The sequence below is a fragment of the Dactylosporangium sp. CA-139114 genome, from assembly GCF_050955725.1.
Lineage (GTDB): Bacteria > Actinomycetota > Actinomycetes > Mycobacteriales > Micromonosporaceae > Dactylosporangium.
The window spans coordinates 2,658,780-2,675,366 of the sequence record NZ_CP192080.1 but is presented as its reverse complement, the minus strand read 5'-3'; the positions used below and the strand labels follow the sequence as shown (position 1 = coordinate 2,675,366).

General features: G+C 73.1%; 14 protein-coding genes. 4 read left to right on the top strand and 10 right to left on the bottom strand.

Translation table 11 applies throughout. The features are described 5' to 3' along the window. Positions 1-132 precede the first annotated feature (132 nt). Together ACQP2P_RS12085 and ACQP2P_RS12080 are read right to left on the bottom strand one after the other, a co-directional pair. Positions 133-1,479, bottom strand: coding sequence for a class I SAM-dependent methyltransferase (locus tag ACQP2P_RS12085; protein WP_433615602.1), 1,347 nt, complete (start codon positions 1,477-1,479; stop codon positions 133-135). Further along, positions 1,476-2,849: an FAD-binding oxidoreductase gene (locus ACQP2P_RS12080; protein ID WP_433615600.1), complete on the bottom strand. Its 1,374-nt coding sequence runs from the start codon at positions 2,847-2,849 to the stop codon at positions 1,476-1,478. Before ACQP2P_RS12080 ends, ACQP2P_RS12085 begins: the two co-directional genes overlap by 4 nt. Before the next feature lie 394 nt (positions 2,850-3,243). Here ACQP2P_RS12080 and ACQP2P_RS12075 point away from each other — a divergent pair, with 394 nt between their 5' ends. Next, positions 3,244-4,320, top strand: a complete 1,077-nt coding sequence (locus tag ACQP2P_RS12075; RefSeq protein WP_433615598.1) for a hypothetical protein — start codon at positions 3,244-3,246, stop codon at positions 4,318-4,320. Positions 4,321-4,401: 81 nt separating this feature from the next. Here the strand turns inward: ACQP2P_RS12075 and ACQP2P_RS12070 are convergent, their stop codons facing one another. Continuing rightward, positions 4,402-4,974 carry a TetR/AcrR family transcriptional regulator gene (locus ACQP2P_RS12070; protein ID WP_433615596.1) on the bottom strand — a complete coding sequence of 191 codons (573 nt, stop codon included), beginning with the start codon at positions 4,972-4,974 and terminating at the stop codon, positions 4,402-4,404. Between the two features lie 84 nt (positions 4,975-5,058). On the opposite strand from ACQP2P_RS12070, the gene ACQP2P_RS12065 reads away from it, so the two are divergent. Beyond that, entirely contained in the window at positions 5,059-5,706 is a 648-nt protein-coding gene (locus ACQP2P_RS12065) for an NAD(P)-dependent oxidoreductase (protein WP_433615594.1), read from the top strand. A 118-nt stretch (positions 5,707-5,824) separates the two neighbouring features. Here ACQP2P_RS12065 and ACQP2P_RS12060 read toward each other — a convergent pair whose 3' ends face one another. The 3 genes from ACQP2P_RS12060 to ACQP2P_RS12050 form a co-directional block, all read right to left on the bottom strand. Continuing rightward, complete coding sequence (locus tag ACQP2P_RS12060; protein ID WP_433615593.1) at positions 5,825-7,588, bottom strand: ABC transporter substrate-binding protein; 1,764 nt, start codon at positions 7,586-7,588, stop codon at positions 5,825-5,827. Positions 7,589-8,019: 431 nt separating this feature from the next. After that, complete coding sequence (locus tag ACQP2P_RS12055; protein WP_433615591.1) at positions 8,020-8,442, bottom strand: RpiB/LacA/LacB family sugar-phosphate isomerase; 423 nt, start codon at positions 8,440-8,442, stop codon at positions 8,020-8,022. A gap of 26 nt (positions 8,443-8,468) precedes the next feature. Beyond that, complete coding sequence (locus ACQP2P_RS12050; RefSeq protein WP_433615589.1) at positions 8,469-9,401, bottom strand: DMT family transporter; 933 nt, start codon at positions 9,399-9,401, stop codon at positions 8,469-8,471. Here ACQP2P_RS12050 and ACQP2P_RS12045 point away from each other — a divergent pair. Continuing rightward, a complete protein-coding gene (locus ACQP2P_RS12045; RefSeq protein ID WP_433615588.1) occupies positions 9,400-10,791 on the top strand; it encodes a PLP-dependent aminotransferase family protein in 1,392 nt (463 codons plus the stop codon). The genes ACQP2P_RS12050 and ACQP2P_RS12045 overlap by 2 nt on opposite strands. Before the next feature lie 727 nt (positions 10,792-11,518). On the opposite strand, the gene ACQP2P_RS12040 is transcribed toward ACQP2P_RS12045, so the two are convergent. Together ACQP2P_RS12040 and ACQP2P_RS12035 are read right to left on the bottom strand one after the other, a co-directional pair. After that, positions 11,519-11,875 (bottom strand): STAS domain-containing protein, encoded by a 357-nt coding sequence (locus ACQP2P_RS12040; protein ID WP_433615586.1) that lies wholly within the window; start codon positions 11,873-11,875, stop codon positions 11,519-11,521. Between the two features lie 324 nt (positions 11,876-12,199). Beyond that, entirely contained in the window at positions 12,200-13,345 is a 1,146-nt protein-coding gene (locus ACQP2P_RS12035) for a cytochrome P450 (RefSeq protein ID WP_433615584.1), read from the bottom strand. A gap of 364 nt (positions 13,346-13,709) precedes the next feature. Here ACQP2P_RS12035 and ACQP2P_RS12030 point away from each other — a divergent pair, with 364 nt between their 5' ends. Continuing rightward, positions 13,710-14,339 carry an alpha-ketoglutarate-dependent dioxygenase AlkB gene (locus ACQP2P_RS12030; protein WP_433615583.1) on the top strand — a complete coding sequence of 210 codons (630 nt, stop codon included), beginning with the start codon at positions 13,710-13,712 and terminating at the stop codon, positions 14,337-14,339. A gap of 646 nt (positions 14,340-14,985) precedes the next feature. On the opposite strand, the gene ACQP2P_RS12025 is transcribed toward ACQP2P_RS12030, so the two are convergent. Then, positions 14,986-15,213: a hypothetical protein gene (locus ACQP2P_RS12025; RefSeq protein ID WP_433615581.1), complete on the bottom strand. Its 228-nt coding sequence runs from the start codon at positions 15,211-15,213 to the stop codon at positions 14,986-14,988. A gap of 484 nt (positions 15,214-15,697) precedes the next feature. Then, complete coding sequence (locus ACQP2P_RS12020; protein WP_433615579.1) at positions 15,698-15,865, bottom strand: hypothetical protein; 168 nt, start codon at positions 15,863-15,865, stop codon at positions 15,698-15,700. Positions 15,866-16,587 lie beyond the last annotated feature (722 nt).

The following is a 16,587-nucleotide window of genomic DNA, read 5'->3' as shown; positions in this document are numbered from 1 at the left end:
CGAAAACGGTCGTCGTCGCCGCGCGTCGGCCAATCGGAGCCGCGAGCGCTCCGGGTTCGAGACCGGGCGCCCGCCGGAACCGTCGCCGCGGGCGGCCGGGTACGGAACCCGGCCGCCCGCGGCGCGTGGAGGTCAGGCGGTCCAGTCGGGCCGCAGCGGGTACGAGGAAACGCCGTCCTTCGTCGTCTTCGTCGCGAGGATCTGGTGCAGCTGGATCTCGTTGCGCTCGAACGCGAGCCGCGAGCCGGCCATGTACAGGCCCCAGACCCGCGCGGTGCCCAGGCCGACCTCGTCGACGCACGCGTCCCAGTGCTCGACCAGGTTGCGGTTCCAGCCGGCCAGGGTCAGCGCGTAGTGCAGGCGCAGGTTCTCCTCGTGCTGCACCTCGAACGCCGCGTCGTGCACGGCGCTCATCAGCCGGCCCGGCGAGGCCAGCTCGCCGTCGGGGAACACGTAGCGGTCGATGAAGGCGCCCGGCCGGTGTGAGGCGCGGTTGTCCGAGCGGGTGATGCAGTGGTTGAGCAGGCGGCCGCCCGGCTTGAGGCGGTCGCGCAGCGCACCGAAGTACCGCGGGTAGTTTTTCACGCCGATGTGCTCGGTGAGGCCGATCGAGCTGACGGCGTCGAAGTGTTCGAGGGGCGCGTCGCGGTAGTCGAGGTAGCGCACCTCCGCCAGGTGGCCGAGGCCCTCCCGCTCGATCGCCTCCTGCGCCCACTGGGCCTGCTCGCGGGAGAGCGTCACGCCGAGGGCGCGCACGCCGTACTCGCGCGCCGCGTGCCGCACCATGCCGCCCCAGCCGCAGCCGACGTCGAGCAGGCGCTGGCCCGGCTTGAGCGCGAGCTTGCCGGCCACGAGGTCGTACTTGTTCGCCTGCGCCTGCTCGAGCGAGTCGGACTCGGAGCGGTAGCAGGCGCAGGTGTAGGTCATCGACGGGCCGAGCACCATCTCGTAGAAGCGGTTCGAGACGTCGTAGTGGTGGTGGATCGCCTCGGCGTCGCGGCCCTTGGCGTGGCGCAGGCCGAGGCCCGCGAGGGTGCGCTTCCACGCCGGGGTCGCCTCCTGCGGCGGGGGCGGCGGCGGGCGCAGGCGCTCCCAGCCGAGGCCGCGGACCAGCCGCAGCGCCTCGCTCGCGGCGGGCATCCGCAGCTGCAGGCCGGTCGCCAGCGCGTGCAGCGCCGGGTACGGGTCGCCGGGGTGGGCGCCGCGGACCTCGAGGTCACCGGTGACGTACGCGCGGGCCATGCCGAGATCGCCGGGCGCGGTGAGCACGTAGGACAGGCCCCGCTCGGAGGCGACGTGCAGGCCGATCGGGGCGTCCTCGGGGCCGACCGCGCTGCCGTCGTAGGCGGTGATGCGGACCGTCGGCTCGCCGTTGGTGACGGCCCGGACGATGTCGGCGACCTTGGGCACGGCGGGCCGGCGGCGGGGCTGGCCGGGAACGGATCCTTCGGTGTTCGTCGGACGGTAGGTGCTGGTCATCTGCGCCCCACAACCTTGTCGTAGAGGTCGGTCAATCGGTGACCGGGGTCGTAGCGGTCCTTGGCGGCGCGGTACGCGGGGCCGCCGTAGAGCCGGTCGAAGGTCTCCCGGTCGTAGTAGGCATCGGAGTAGAGGGACTTGTGGCCGCCGAGCTCGAAGACCTTGTCCTCGATGCGGCGGTTCACGTCGCCGTCGGCGCGGCCCGGCTCGATCGGCACGGTGCCCCAGAAGCCGACGTTCACGTAGGCCTGCCCGGCGTGCATCGGGTAGAGCGGCCACTCCCGCTCCCGCAGTCGCAGGGGACAGAGCCAGATCGGCGCCATCGGTACCTCCCGGGCGAACCACCGCAGGAAGTCGCCCGTGCGTTCGAGCGGCAGCTCGACGTCCTGCACGACCCGTTCACGGTCGAGCTCGCCCCGCCAGCGGCCCACCTTGGCGGCGAGGCCGTAGCGGTTCTCGAGGCGGACGATGCGGTGGTACACGTCGGAGCGGCGGTACTGCCGCGGCCACAGCCGGCGCACGGCGGGGATCTGCGCCCCGAACGCGGCCGAGCACCAGAACCAGTCGGTGTCCCAGCGCCACAGGTAGTCGTACGCGCAGAGACGATCGGTGGCCTTGGCACGCAGCGAGCGGTAGTAGATGTTCTGCCCGGTGTAGTCGCTGGACGGGCCGGGCTCGTCGGTGAAGTGGCCCAGCACCAGGTAGGACTCGCCCGGCCGGAACACGACGCCGTCCATGACGTCGACCGTGCGGCCCTCGTGCTGCCCGGTCTTCATCACCTCGCCGACGACCTCGAGCAGGTCGTCGAGCTCGTCGAAGCGCACGTTGCTGGTGCGCACCCCGGCGGCGATCGGCATCAGCTCGATGCGCAGGCGGGTGGCGTAGCCGAGGCTGCCGAGCGAGTTCGGGAACGCCTCGAACAGCTGCGCGTGCTCGTTGTCGGGCCGCACCGTGAGCACCTCGCCGGCGCCGGTCAGGATGTCCAGCTCCAGCACCGACTCGTGCGGCAGCCCGTGACGGAACGAGGTGGCCTCGATCCCGAGCCCGGTGACGGCGCCGCCGAGGGTGATGGTGCGCAGCTGCGGTACGACGAGCGGCATGAGCCCGTGCGGGAGGGTGGCGTCGACCAGGTCCTCGTACGTGCACATGCCCTGCACCTCGGCCGTGCGCGCCGCGGGGTCGACCTCGATCACTCCCCCGAGCCCGCTGACGTCCAGCCCGTGCTGCACCTCGGCGCGGGGCCGGAACAGGTTCGACGTCTTCTTCGCCAGCCGCACCGTGTCGCCGGGTGGAATCGCGGCATAGGAAGCTTTGAGGGTATCGACGGCCCGGCGGTGCGCCGCCCAGCCGACCGGTTGACCACGTCCCATGCAACCACCTCGCCTTTCCCCGTGAAGTGGAGGCTTGCCTCAGTTCAAACTTGCACACTCCGCAAGATCAGCCAACGGCTGGTGACTGAACTCACGCACACGTGGAACTTCGGCGATGCCCCGGCGCCTCGGCCACCATCTCCCCCGCCCGACGCGTTTACAACCATCTCGGCGTGGGGACTCCGGTCCGTCCGGCGGCCACCCGACGCCCATCCGGGCGGGTGACGGGTGCCCGCCGGGGTGAGGCGCCCGGTGCGGTCCGGCCACCCGCGGAGGCCGGGATGTCTGGCGGGAGCGACGGTCCGGACCACCGCGGACCCGAGCCATGCCATGCCGCCGGCGTTGACCCTCCGGAGGCGACCCCGGGCGGCGGCGCGCGCGGGACCGTGGGCACATGACGGTGCAGGAGCTCGCGACCCTGACCCCGAGCGGGTATCCGGCGGTGTCCCTGCTCATGCCGACCCACCGCACGGCGCCGGAGAACCAGCAGGACCCGATCCGGCTGCGTAACCTGCTCGCGGAGGCCCGGCGGCGGCTCGAGCACGACGAGACGGTGCCGCGGGAGGTGGCCACGCAGGTGTACGACGAGATCGCCACCGCCGCCGGCCAGGTCGACATGCGGCACACCGGCGACGGGTTGGCGGTGTTCGCCTCACCCGGGCAGGTGCACGTGCGCGTGCTCGACAGCCCGGTGCAGGAGCGGGTCGTCATCGCCGACACGTTCGAGGTGCGCGACGTCGTCGCCGACGCGGCCCGCCGCCACCGGTACTGGGCGCTCGTGCTGTCCGAGCAGCCCACCCGGCTGTGGAGCGGCGACGGGGCCGAGCTCGTCGAGGTGACCACGCACGGGTTCCCGTTCACGCACGAGGGCATGGGGCTGCCGCGCGACTACGGGCAGGAGCCGAGCAAGCACGAGCGCGAGCGGCACCGGCGCTTCTTCCGCGACATCGCGACCGCGCTCGGCGAGGTCGACCGGCTCGACCCGCGGCCGGTGTTCGCGCTCGGGGTCGACCGCTACCTCGCGCACATCGCCGCGCAGTGGCCGCGCCCGTTCGCCGGCACGGTGCCGGGCAACTACGACCACGCGGGCGCGCACGAGGTGTACGAGGTGCTGGCCCCGCGCCTGGCCGCGTACACGGCGATGGAGCAGGTCTCGGCCCTCGAGGCGCTGGACGCGGCGCGCGGGGCGAACCGGTTCGCCGCCGGTCTGGCCGAGTGCTGGTCGCTCGCGCACCACGGCCGCGGCGCGCACCTGCTGGTCGAGGAGGGCTTCCACAGCCCCGCCCGGGTCCACGACGACCATCTCCACCCGCCCGACCAGGAGCCCCACCGCGACGCGCCGGGCGTGCTCCTCGACGACGCCGTCGACGACATCGTCGAGACCGTGGCCCGCCAGGGCGGCGAGGTCACCTTCGTCGCCGACGAGAGCCTCGCCGCAGACGGCCGGATCGCGCTCATCGTCAGGTTCTAACAGCGCATGGCTCGGGTCCGCGGTGGTCCGGACCGTCGCTCCCGCCAGGCATCCCGGCCTCCGCGGTGGTCAAGGCCGGCGCTACAGGCGCAGGCCCGCGATGAAGGCCGCCGCCGCCTCGTCGTCCGCGACCGGTTCGGGGGCGAAGAACGTGATGAACGCGTGCTGGAAACACGCGCCGAGGATGAGCCCGGCCAGGGCCTGCGGCGAGGCGTCGGCCGCGATGTTGCCCAGCGCCTGCTCGGCCCGCAGATATCCGGCCAGGCCCTCGTTCGCGCGGTGCGGGCCGAGGTTGCGCGCGCGCAGGTGGTCGCGGTGCGCGGCCAGGATCGCGGGGTCGGACAGGATCGACGCGAACATCGGGAAGCCGTCGCGGTAGAACGTGATGCACACGGTCGCCAGCTCGGTCAGGATCTCGCGGACCGGGGCCGAGCCCGCACGGGCCGGCAGGGTCAGGAGCATCGGGATGAACTGCGGGCCGCGCTCGTGCAGCACCACGACCATGAGGTCGAGCTTGTCGCGGAAGTGCTTGTAGAGCGTCGCCTCGGAGAAGCCCGCCTCCCGCGCGATCTCCTTCGTCGTGGCGTTGGCGAGGCCGCGCTCGCGCAGCACGCGCGCCGCGGCGTCGAGGATCACGTCGCGCGTCGTCGCCAACCAGGGCACCCCTTCCGAAACTCGCGGTCACGTGCCATCGTAGGGGTTAGTGAGCACTTACTAACCGGCAGGGGGACGGCAACCATGAAGCTGACCGTGTTCGGGGCGACCGGCGGGATCGGTCGCGAGCTCATCCGCCAGGGCCGGGCGCGCGGGCACGAGGTGACCGCGGTCTCGCGGCGGCCCGCCGACCTCGGCTGCGAGGTGGTGGTGGCCGGCCTCGGCGACGCCGGGGCGCTGGCGGCCGCGGTCGCCGGGCGGGACGCGGTGCTGTCGGCGCTCGGGATACGGCCCGCGGAGATGCGGGCCCGCCGCCGCCGCGAGCCGGGCGCGCGCAGCACGGTGCAGGCCGACGGGGCCCGGGCCGAGGCCGCCGCGATGCTGGCGACCGGCGTGCGGCGCATCGTCAGCGTCGACGCCGCGGGGCGGGTCGCGGACCGCGGCGACGGGCCGGTCATGCGGCACGTCGTCAAGCCGCTCGTGCGACGCGTGCTCGGCGAGGGGTTCGCGGACCTGGCCGTGGCCGAGCAGGTGCTGCGCGACAGCGGGCTCGACTGGACGCTGATCGCGCCGCCCCGCCTGACCGACGGGCCCAACCGTCCATATCGGACGGTGCTCGACGTGAACGTCCGCGGCGGGCGGACGCTGTCGCGCGCCGACGTGGCGGACGCGATGTTCCGGGCCCTCGACGAGCCGGAGTGGATCCATCGCCGGGTCAGCGTCGCGTACTGAACGAGGACCCCGCACGAGGGCACGACGACGGCCGGTCGCCCAAGGAGGAAGAGCGACCGGCCGGGTGACCGCGCGCGCCGGGAAGTCCCTCGTCAACCCGGCGCGTTGCCTGCGGCGGTCAGCTCATGACGCCCAGGTTGCCGAAGTCCACCATGCCGTAGTACTGCGTGATGTAGACGTTGGTCAGCCGCGGGTTGCGGTAGTTGAGCGCCTTGTCGTAGGTGAAGGGCAGGTAGGCCGCCGTCTCCGACACCTTGCGGTTGATCTGCTTCCAGATCTCGGCGTTCTTCGCCGGGTCGGCCTCGGCCGCGGCCTGGTCGATGAGCGCGTTGATCGCCGGGTCGTCCAGCTCGGCGTAGTTGTTGTTGCCCGACTCGGAGATGGCCCGGCCGTCGACGAGCGGCTTCAGGAAGCCCGACGCCGCCGGGTAGTCCGCACCCCAGCCCGCCATCATCAGGCCGTAGCCCTTGTTGTGCACGTTGCTCGGCGAGCCGATGGTCGAGCGGAAGTACAGGCCCGAGTCCTGCGGGTCGAGCTTCGCGGTGATGCCGATCGCGGCGAGCGACTGCTGCAGCGCCTCCGCCGTCTTGGGCTCCTTGCCCTGGTTGCGCGTCGCGATGACCGTCTCGAAGCCGTTGGGCTTGCCGCACGCCGCGAGCTCTTCCTTGGCCTTGTCGATCTGCGGCTTGCCCGACTTGGTGTTGAACAGGTCGTCGGCCGGGTCGTGGCCGTTGATCGTCGGCGGCAGCATGTTCGTGGCGATGTCACCACCGGCCTCCGCGCCGCCGCGGGCGGTCTGCATCGCGGTCTTGTCCAGCGCGTACTGCACCGCCTTGCGGCAGTGGATGTTGTCGAACGGCGCGACCTTGGTGCTGATGGCGACGTAGCGGATGAAGCCCGTCACCGGCGCGTCGGCGTTCTTCTTCTTCTCCGGGTCGAGCAGGATCTTCGGCTGCGCGCCCTGCTGGACGCCGGTCTGGGCGATGTCCAGGTCGACCTCGTTGGACAGCAGCTGGTTGTCGATCTCGTCGACCGCGGTGCCGTAGGTGATCTCGATGCGGTCCGGCAGCGCCTTGCGCACGGTGTCGGTCGCCGGGTCCCACTGGTCGTTGCGGACCATCGTGAGCTTCTTGCCCTGCTCCCACGACTCGAACTTGTACGGGCCGGTGGACTGCGGGTGGTTGGCGTACTGCGTGCCCGTGTCCTTGGACCGCTGCACCGGGCTCGACGCCGGCATCTGCAGCCAGTAGAGCAGGTCCGAGTTCGGCTTGGCCAGGTGGAACACGATGGTGTTGTCGTCCGGCGTCTCGACGGACTTCAGGCCCAGCTTGTTCGGGTCGGGGTCCTTGTACGCGCCGGGGTAGTTCTGGCCCTGGTCGAGCGCGTCCACGAGCCACTTCGGGCCGGCGTTGACGACCTCGGAGGCGAAGATGCGCTCGATGCCGTACTTGATGTCCTTCGAGGTGACGGGCGCGCCGTCCTCGAACTTGACGCCCGGCTTCAGGTGGAAGGTGTACGTCGTGCCGTTGTCGGTCGGCTTGGGCACCTCGGTCGCGAGGTCACCCACGAGCTTGAGCCCGTCGGCGCCCGGCTTGGCCTCGTTGGCCAGCAGCGTGCGGACGTAGAACCCCTTCATGATGTTCCACTCGCTCGCGTAGTACGCGATCGCCGGGTCCCACGAGTCGGGGTCGGGGTTGGTGGTGAGCTTGAGCGTGCCGCCCTTCTTGTCGGACGGGTTCAGCACACCGGTGATGGCCGCGTTGTAACCCGCGGAGCCTTTCTGACCGCTGTTGGTGCTGGTATCGTCGCCGTTGGCGCCTCCGCAGGCCGACAGCGCGAGCGTCGCGGCGGCCGCACCGGCCACCATCGCACGCCTTCTCATATGTGCATTCGTCATCTTCACGAGCAGGGCCTTTCAGGGTGCCGCGGTTGCAGGGCCGCGGATTCGGGGTCCCGGACGCAGGCAGCACGCATCGGCCGGCCTCCGCCTCGGCCCTCCACGGCGTGCCGCTCGGATGCGGCTCGAACCGTGTGCACAGTGGACCGTCCACTGTGCACAGGGCGTGGGCATGCACCACGCCCACCGTGTGGGTCGCCGGATGTCGGTTGACGATGGCGTTGCTACGTCACGTGGACGGCGATGTTCGTCGCCGTCATTGTGCAAAGACCTCGGGCGGCCCGGCCCGGTTGCGTCGGGAACGGCATTGCCGGATAACGGATTGGTCACCGTGCAGCGGGCCGCCGGTCAGACCGCGAGCGCGCAAACGGTTGCCCGCGTTGCCGATGCTTGTCCGGCCGCCGCGGGGCGTGCCCTCAGTCGTCGTCGAGCCGCTTCAGCAGCGCGATGTTCCCGGCCTCGTCCGGGTCCGGCCCGGGGGTCTCGAGGAACGCGCGCAGCACCTCGACGGCGACGTCCGGGGCGAGCCGCTTGAGGCTCATCGCGAGGACGTTGGCGTCGTTCCAGAGCCGGGCGCCGCGGGCGACCCACGGGTCCCAGGCCACGGCGGCGAGGACCCCGGGGACCTTGTTGGCCGCGATGGCCGTGCCGGTGCCGGTCCAGCACATCACGACACCCAGGTCCGCCCGGCCCTCGGCCACGGCCCGGCCCACCCCGGCGCCGAGGCCGGGCCAGGGCTGCTCGCCGAGGCGCAGGACGTCGTGGCCGGCCTCGGCGAGGTGGGCGAGGACGGCCTCGGTGGTCGCGTTGCTGTCGTCGGCCGCGAAGGCGATGCGCACAACCCCATTGTGCGCGCTCCGGGCGGTCAGGTGGTGACGCGGTCCGGGCCGTAGGTCTCCGGCCGCTCGAACCGGAGCCGCTGGGTCAGTGCCACGCAGGCGAGCACGAGCACGGCGGCGGCGACCGCGATCGGCGCGACGTGCTCGTGCAGCAGCCACGCGGACCAGGCCAGCGTGAGGACCGGCTGGGCGAGCTGGGTCTGCCCGACGCGCGCGACGCCGCCCCGGGCCAGGCCGGCGTACCAGGCGAAGAAGCCCAGGAACATCGAGATCACGGTGAGGTAGGCGAAGCCGGCCCACCCGGCGGCGGGGGCGGCCGGCGGGTGGCGCAGCGCCGCCACCGTGGTGATGGCGACCGTGGCGGGCAGGGCGAGCACGAGCGCCCAGCAGATCGTGCGCGCGCCGCCGAGGTCGCGGGCGAGGGCGCCGCCCTCGGCGTACCCGAGGCCGCACAGCACGATCGCCGCCAGCAGGAACAGGTCGGCCGGGCCGAGCGCGCCGGAGACGGAGCGGCTCAGCGCCAGGAACACGAGGACCGCCAGCAGGCCGGCCCCGCCCGCCAGCCAGAAGGCCGGGGTCGGGCGCTCCCGGGCGCGCAGGACCGCGAAGCCGGCCGTCATCGCCGGCAGCAGCGCGACCACGACGGCGCCGTGGGCCGCGGTGCTCGTCTGCAGGGCCAGGCTCGTGAACATCGGGAAGCCCGCCACGACGCCCAGCGCGACCACGGCCAGGCGGCGCGCTTGGGCCGCGGTGGGGCGCGGGGCGCGCACGACCGCCAGATAGGCCGCGGCCAGCAGGCCCGCGCCGACCGCCCGCCCGAACGCGACGAACCACGGGTCCAGGTGCTCGACGGCCACCCTCGTGGCCGGCAGCGACATGCTGAACCCGAGGACACCCAGCGCGCCGAGCGCGGCCCCCGTTATCGCACCCGAGCGGGTAACGTTATCCTTGCTTCTCATGAATGACGATAACGCAGCCGCCCGCGTTATCCAAGATCTGCGCGCCGCCGCGGCCGGGTCGCCGCCCGGGAGCCGGCTGCCCACCGTGCGGGAACTCACCGCGCGGCACCAGGCGTCGCCGATCACCGTCAGCCGCGCGATCCGGGCGCTGGCCGCCGAGGGGCTGCTCGACACCCAGCCCGGGCGGGGCACGTTCGTCGCCGCGCGCGCCGCCGCGGCCGTCCCCGCGCCCGACCTCTCGTGGCAGTCGATCGCGCTCGGGCCGCGACCGGCGGGCGAGGACGCGATGTCGGCGCTGCTGGCGGTGCCGCGGCCGGGGACGATCCCGTTGTCGAGCGGGTACCTCGACGAGGATCTCCAGCCGGCCGCCACGCTCGGCGCCGCGCTGGCCCGGGCGGCCCGGCACCCGTCGAGCTGGCAGCGCGGCCCGGCCGAGGGGCGCGAGGACCTGCGCGCCTGGTTCGCCCGGGGCGCCGGGGCCCTGCGCGCCGAGGACTTCGTCATCTGCCCGGGCGGGCAGGCGGCGCTGTCGACCGCGTTCCGCGCCCTGGCCGCGCCGGGCGACACGGTGCTGGTGGAGTCCCCCACCTACCTCGGCGCGCTCGCCGCCGCCCGCGCCGCCGGCCTGCGCGTCGTGCCGGTGCCGGCCGACAACGCCGGGGTGCGCCCTGACCTGCTCGCCGCCGCGCTCGGGCGCACCGGCGCCCGGCTGTTCTACTGCCAGCCGATGTTCGCCAACCCGCACGGCGCCACCCTCGCCCCCGGGCGCCGCGAGCGGGTGCTGGCCGAGGTGCGGGCCGCGGGCGCGTTCCTGCTCGAGGACGACTACGCGCGCGACCTCGCCATCGACGCCGATCCCCCGCCGCCGCTGGTCTGCGGCGACACGGACGGCCACGTGGTGTACCTGCGGTCGCTCACGAAATCCGCCGCGCCCGGCCTCCGCGTGGCGGCGATCGGCGCCCGGGGCCCGGCCGGCGCCCGGCTGCGCGCGGCCCGCGTGCTCGACGACTTCTTCGTGTCGGGCCCGCTGCAGCAGGCCGCCCTGGACTTCGTGACCTCACCGGCGTGGCCGCGACACCTGCGGGCGCTGCGGGCCGCCCTGCGCACGCGCCGCGACGCCCTCCTCGACGCGATCCGGCGGCACCTGCCGGCGTTGGATCCGCCATCGGTACCGCGCGGAGGCCTCCACGCCTGGCTCCGCCTCCCCGACGGGGCCGACGACGTGGCCGTGACGACCGCGGCGGCGGCCCGGCACGTGGTGGTCTTCCCGGGGCGGCCCTGGTACGCCGCCGAGCCGGACGCGCCGCACCTGCGCCTCACGTTCGCCGCGGCTCCGCCGGCGCTGCTGGATGAGGGCGTGCACCGGCTCGCGCAGGCACTGCTCGACTAGCGCTCCCTGCGCCTTCCCGCGGCTGAGGGGGCGGGGCGGGCGCGCGCACCGGCTCTTGCCCCGCCCCCGGGGCGGGCGCGCGCACCGGCCGGCTCTCGCGGCCCCGCCCGGGGCACGGCTCGGCTCTACCGGACCGGCCCCCCTCCCCGCGGCTCTCCCTCCGGCTCCCTCCGCGCGGCTCCCCCTCCGGCCCCCTCCGCGCGGCTCCCCCTCCGGCTCCCTCCGCGCGGCTCCCCCTCCGGCCCCCTCCCCGCGGCTCCCCCTCCGGCTCCCTCCGCGCTGCCGGCGGAGGGAGGGCGCGCACCGGCTCGCGCAGGCGCTGCTCAACTAGCGCTCCCTGCGGCATCCCGCGGCTGAGGGCGCGCACCGGCTCGCCCGGGCGCTGCTCGACCAGCGCTGCCTGCGGGCACCCTCCGGCTCCCTCCGCGCTGCCGGAGGAGGCCGCGCAGGCACTGCTCGACCGGCGCTGCCTGCGCCTCCCCGCGCCTGAGGGCGCGCACCGGCGCGCCCGGGCGCTGCTCGACCAGCAGCCGCCGTCACGACCACCGCGGCTTCCCCGGCGCACGTCGCTCGCCGCGGCTTCCCCGGCATCGCGTGGTCAGGCCCGCGCCGGCACTCACTCGGCCGGGTGGCGTGCTGCCCTTCGCGCGACGGCGCCCCGGACGCGTCCGAGCTGCTGCGGTCGACCTTGGTCCAGCGGCCGACGCTGCGCGACCCGGGCGAACCCTCAGGCGGACTTGGGCGGTGCCCAGCCGCTCGTGCCGGTCGGGGTGCCCAGAATCTCCAGGAGACCGAGGAGGCTCAGGACGCGGCGCACACCCGGGCTGGGGTTCACGATCCACAGGTCGCTGTTGTTCGTGATCGCGTGGGCGCGGGCGCTGACGAGCTTGCCGATGCCGGTCGAGTCGATGAACGTCACGAGGCTCAGGTCGACCTCGACGGCACGGGCGCGGACGTCGTCGATGGCGCGGAAGAGCACCGTGCGCAGCTCGCCCACGTTCTCCAGGGTCACCTCCCCGGCGACGCGCACGCGCAACGCCTGGTTGGGCAACGGCTCGACGGTCACGTTGAATTCGGGAAACACGGCGAAACGATCGGCGGGACTCATCGGGCTCAACACCTTCCAACATTCGAGCCGCTCTCACGATACGGGCATTCCCGCCGCGCGTCACCTGGGGCCATCACCATGGGCGAATCGTTCAATACCGAACGAGCTCGGGCCCGCCCGCCGCCCGCCCGCCGGCCCGGCTCCCCCGGCGGTCCGCAGGGCGGTCGCCGAGCCGAAGCCGAGTCAGAGACGATCGCGGATTCGAAGCCGAGTCAGAGACGATCGCGGAGTCGAAGCCGGGTCAGCGGCGGTCGCGGGCCCGGAGCCCGAGTCAGAGACGGTCGCGGGGTTGGAGCCGAGTCAGGGGCGGTCGATGGCGATGCGGAGGCCGCGCAGCTCGTACGCGCTGATGTCCGGCTTCATCGCCACCCTCGGCGGGCTCGTCATGCGCAGGCCCGGAAGCGCGAACAGGCGCGTGAGGAAGATGTCGGCCTCCTGAATGGCGACGTACGCGCCGGGGCAGCGATGCGGGCCGTCGCCGAACGACAGCGCCGCCGGGGTCACGCCCTGCGCGAGCGGGCGGGACGGGCGGACGGCGCACGGTTGCGGGCCCACGGCGGCGGGGTCGAGGTTGGCCGCGTGCACGGCCACGTCGACGACGGCCCCGGCCGGGATCGTCGCGGTGCCCTCGCCGTCCGGCACGGTGATCGGGGCCGTGGTGCGGCGCTTGAGGTTGCCGACCACCGGCTCCAGGCGCAGCAGCTCGTGGAGGATGGCGTGGCGCGCGGGTTCGGGGCTCCGGCGGTACGAATGGCGCAGTTCCCGGTCTGTGAACAGATGCCAGGCGGCCAGGTTGACGAACTCCCGAGTCGTCACCATGCCCGCGGCCGCGAACGTGATCACCTCGCCCAGGATCTCGCCGTCGCGGCAGCCCTCGTCCAGCAGGTGCGAGATCAGGTCGTCGCGGCGCGCCCGGCGGCGGGGCCGGATCGCGGGGCGCACGTCCTTGAGGTAGATCCCGAGGAACTGCAGGTTCTGGCGCACGAACCAGCGCAGGCCGGCGAGACTCGTGAACCCCGGCCGGCCGAACTGCTCCGGGAAGAAGCGCTCGAGCCGCGCGTCGATGCCCGGACGGCTCTCGGTCAGCCCGATCACGGCGGCGGCCACGTCGATCGCGAGCCGGAAGCTGAGCGTGGAGAGCTCGGCCTCCCCGTCGCGGCGCAGGACGTCGAGCTGCCGCTCGGCGATCTCGACCATGAGCCCGCGATAGTGCTCGTCCACGCGGCGCGGGGTGAAGAATTTCGCGGTTTGCCGACGGTACTCCCGATGCTCCGCCCCATCCCGATAGAGCACGGGCCGGCGAATCCTGGGCGGCAGCTTCTCCACCGTCTCCACGCCCAGCCCCGCCTGCACGGTGTCGGCACTGCGCAGGACGGCCCGCCCGGCCGCGTGCCCGCACACGTGCCACACCCCGTCGACCCCGCGAACGACCGTCCCGCCGCTCACTCCCTCATCGCCCGCGCCCTCAGCGCTACCGCTCCGACCGCTCACTCCCTCATCGCCCGCGCCCTCAGCGCTACCGCTCCGACCGCTCGCCCCCTGACCGCTGCTCACGCTCGCGGCAGTGTTCGGCCGCTGGCCTTCGTCGCCGCCCGGGCCCGTCACATCACCGTCGCCTGCCCGCATCGGCTCGCCGTCGCCCGCGGCGCGGGGCCGGGGCGCCACATCATCCCTGGTCACAGCCGGGCACCCGAACGGACTCAGACCGCGATCAACCTTGCGTGACGGCCCCATCGACATACTGTAAATCCCCAACCCGTTCGGCGGATTACGCTCGTACTAGTGTTCGAACTTCGCTAGACTCGAAGCCATGATTGACCTCGCGTACCAGCCGTCGATGTTCGACGTCGCCGGCCCCTCACTCGGGTCGCTGACCGGGCAGGTCACCCGCCACCACCTGAGCCGCGGCGCGTGGGTCGATCACCTGCCGGGCTGGGTCCTGGGCTCCGACGCCATCCTGCAGACACTCCTGCACGAGGTGGACTGGCGTGCGGAACGGCGCAAGATGTATGACGACGTGGTCGACGTCCCCCGCCTGCTGCGCTGGTATCCGGCCGAGGAGACGCTCCCGCACCCGCTGCTGACCGAGGCCCGGCGCCGCCTCACGGCGCATTACGTGGAGGAGCTCGGAGAGCCCTTCATGACCGCGGGCATGTGCCTGTATCGGGACGGACGCGACAGCGTCGCCTGGCACGGCGACACGATCGGCCGAGGATCCCGCTTCGACACGATGGTGGCGATCGTGTCCTTCGGCTCCCCGCGAGCACTGCTGCTACGGCCCCGCGGCGGCGGCGACAGCGTGCGCTTCCCACTCGGCCACGGCGACCTGGTGGTGATGGGCGGCTCGTGCCAGCGGACCTGGGAGCACTGCGTACCCAAGACAGCTCGCGCAGTCGGCCCCCGCGTGTCCGTGCAGTTCCGCCCGGCCGGAGTCGCCTGAGCCCGGCCGGCACACCAGACGAACAGGGGTCCCGGCCCGGAATCGCTCGAGCCCGGCCGGCACGCCAGACCAACTGGATCCCGTCCCGGAATCACCTGAGCCCCGCCCACCATCAGGGTGCAGGCGCGCCTGATGAACGCGGTCCCGGCCGGAGTCGCTCCAGGGCGGGGCTTCCGCGGCCCCGAGCAGCTCGCGGTAACGACACGTCCACACGCCTCTGCCGGGACGCGAGCAGGTCGCGGCAACGGCACGTCCACACGCTCCTACCGCGGCCCGGAGCAGGTCGCGGTAGCGGCACATCCACACCCTTCTACCGCGGCACCGAGCAGGTCGCGGTAGCGGCGTCTACCGCGGCCTCGACCAGGTCGCGCTAGACGCGCGTGGATGCGTCACGGAAGCCATCCGAGCCCTGCGCTCGCGCCACCACAGGCTCGTGGTGCGGAGCGGGCCTTGGACGTCGGCGCCTCGTCGCCAGCGAGCATATGCCGCTCCCCGACGACGGCGCGCACGTGGCGCTGACGATCGTCGTCCTTCTCGAGGCATTCCTCAGGCGCTGTCCCACGTTGCACGGATACGCGATCGCCACTCCCGGCGTTGTCGGCGACGCAATTCACGGACGCATTCGACGGCGAGAGTAAAGTGTGCGCTATTTGCGATCCGGTGCGGCCCGGGGTCGGGTTTTCGGGCCGATTCTGGGATAATTCCTGGTATGGGCCAGTTGCAGTTTTTCACGCGAAGTGAAATAGCTGCCATGCGGGATCGGAGCCGGCGCCGGAACTACTCGCCCATCGCTGAGCAGTTCCGGCGCGAGCACGCCCGGCATCGCGATTGGGGACTCGCGCAGCGACACGCCGCGAAGCTGCGCCGCATCCACGGCAGCACCTCGTCAGCAACCCCTGCCGCCGCGCCGCGCACAGCAACCACACCGGAGCGGAGCGCCGCCGAACAACCGGAAACCCTCACCACCGCACCGCGCACCGCAACCACACCCGAGCCGCCCGCCGCCGAACAGCCCAAAACCCCGACCACCACACCGCACACCGCAACCACACCCGAACAGCCCAACGCGGCCGCCGCATGTGAACAGCCGGAGCAGTCACCGCCCGCGGATGCAGGCGGCGGGTGGCGCTCGGCGGCAACGACGTCGGCACGGAGACGCATCCGGCGATTGCCGATCCCGCCGCAGCCCGACCCGAAAACGGCGGACCACACCTCACCGTCGAACCGTATCGTATTTCCGGAACGCTCCGTCCGTGCGAAAAATACCGCCAAACCCGCGATACGGGATTCCCCAAACAATACCCTCGAACGAACCTCCGAAGACATTTTCGAACCCCGGCGAAACAGAGCGACGTGGATCAGGGGCCGGCCAGGAGAAGCGGGGCGCGGGTCGCCACCCGGCTGGAGTTGTGCGGGGGCAGCGTCACCGCCGTCGGGTCCTCGGGCGGGTGGCCGTTCACGATCACCCCACCGCCGACGCCCACCTCGCCGGTCAGGTACACGAGGTCGTCGATGCCGGCCGCCACCGCCCCGGGTGCACTCGGCCAGCGCGGCCAGGTTGACGTCGTTGTCCACGCCGGCCCACAGGCCCAGGGTCAGGCCGTGCGCCGGTCTCGCCGTCAGCGGCAGGTCCCGCCAGCCCAGGTTCGGGGCCAGCACCACGAGCCCCCGGGCCACGTCCACCAGGCGCGGCACCGCCACCGTCAGGCCGGCCGGCGTCACGCCCCGACGCACCAGTGCGGCACAGGGAGCGCCCCGCGACCTCCGGCAGGGCCCCGATGCAGCGTTCCCACGTCTCCTCGATGCAGCGTTCCAAGTCGCGGTGCACGGCGTCGAAGCTCACGCGCTTCTCGATCACCGTGCGGCCGGTCGGGTCGGCGCCGTGGACGGCGCGGTGGTCGACGGTGATCTCGATGCCGGTGGCGCCCACGTCCGGGCTCAGGTGATCCCGCGGCCCGGGGGTCCCCAATGGCTCGGCTTCGATCTCCCGCACCGGGCGGCGGGTCAGCAGCTCGTCCACCAGGCTCGACACCGCCGCCTTGTGCACACCCGTCGCGGCCGCGACGGCGGCCCTTGACCTCGGGCCGTTCGTCCTGATGTGGCGCAGGATCCTCGTCAGGTTGGTGCGGCGCAGGGCCAGCTGCCCGGTGGGCTCCTGCACGGATCCGGCGCCCGCGCGTTCCTTGCTCACCGTTCGGCCCGCCCCCGGGGCTCCAGCGCGCGTGCGCGAACTCCCGCAGCGCCGGCG

Coding starts and splice junctions, on each gene's coding strand:
- ACQP2P_RS12085 (WP_433615602.1), bottom strand. CDS start 1,479: ATGACCAGCACCTACCGTCCGACGAACACCGAAGGATCCGTTCCCGGC.
- ACQP2P_RS12080 (WP_433615600.1), bottom strand. CDS start 2,849: ATGGGACGTGGTCAACCGGTCGGCTGGGCGGCGCACCGCCGGGCCGTC.
- ACQP2P_RS12075 (WP_433615598.1), top strand. CDS start 3,244: ATGACGGTGCAGGAGCTCGCGACCCTGACCCCGAGCGGGTATCCGGCG.
- ACQP2P_RS12065 (WP_433615594.1), top strand. CDS start 5,059: ATGAAGCTGACCGTGTTCGGGGCGACCGGCGGGATCGGTCGCGAGCTC.
- ACQP2P_RS12060 (WP_433615593.1), bottom strand. CDS start 7,588: ATGAGAAGGCGTGCGATGGTGGCCGGTGCGGCCGCCGCGACGCTCGCG.
- ACQP2P_RS12045 (WP_433615588.1), top strand. CDS start 9,400: ATGAATGACGATAACGCAGCCGCCCGCGTTATCCAAGATCTGCGCGCC.
- ACQP2P_RS12050 (WP_433615589.1), bottom strand. CDS start 9,401: ATGAGAAGCAAGGATAACGTTACCCGCTCGGGTGCGATAACGGGGGCC.
- ACQP2P_RS12030 (WP_433615583.1), top strand. CDS start 13,710: ATGATTGACCTCGCGTACCAGCCGTCGATGTTCGACGTCGCCGGCCCC.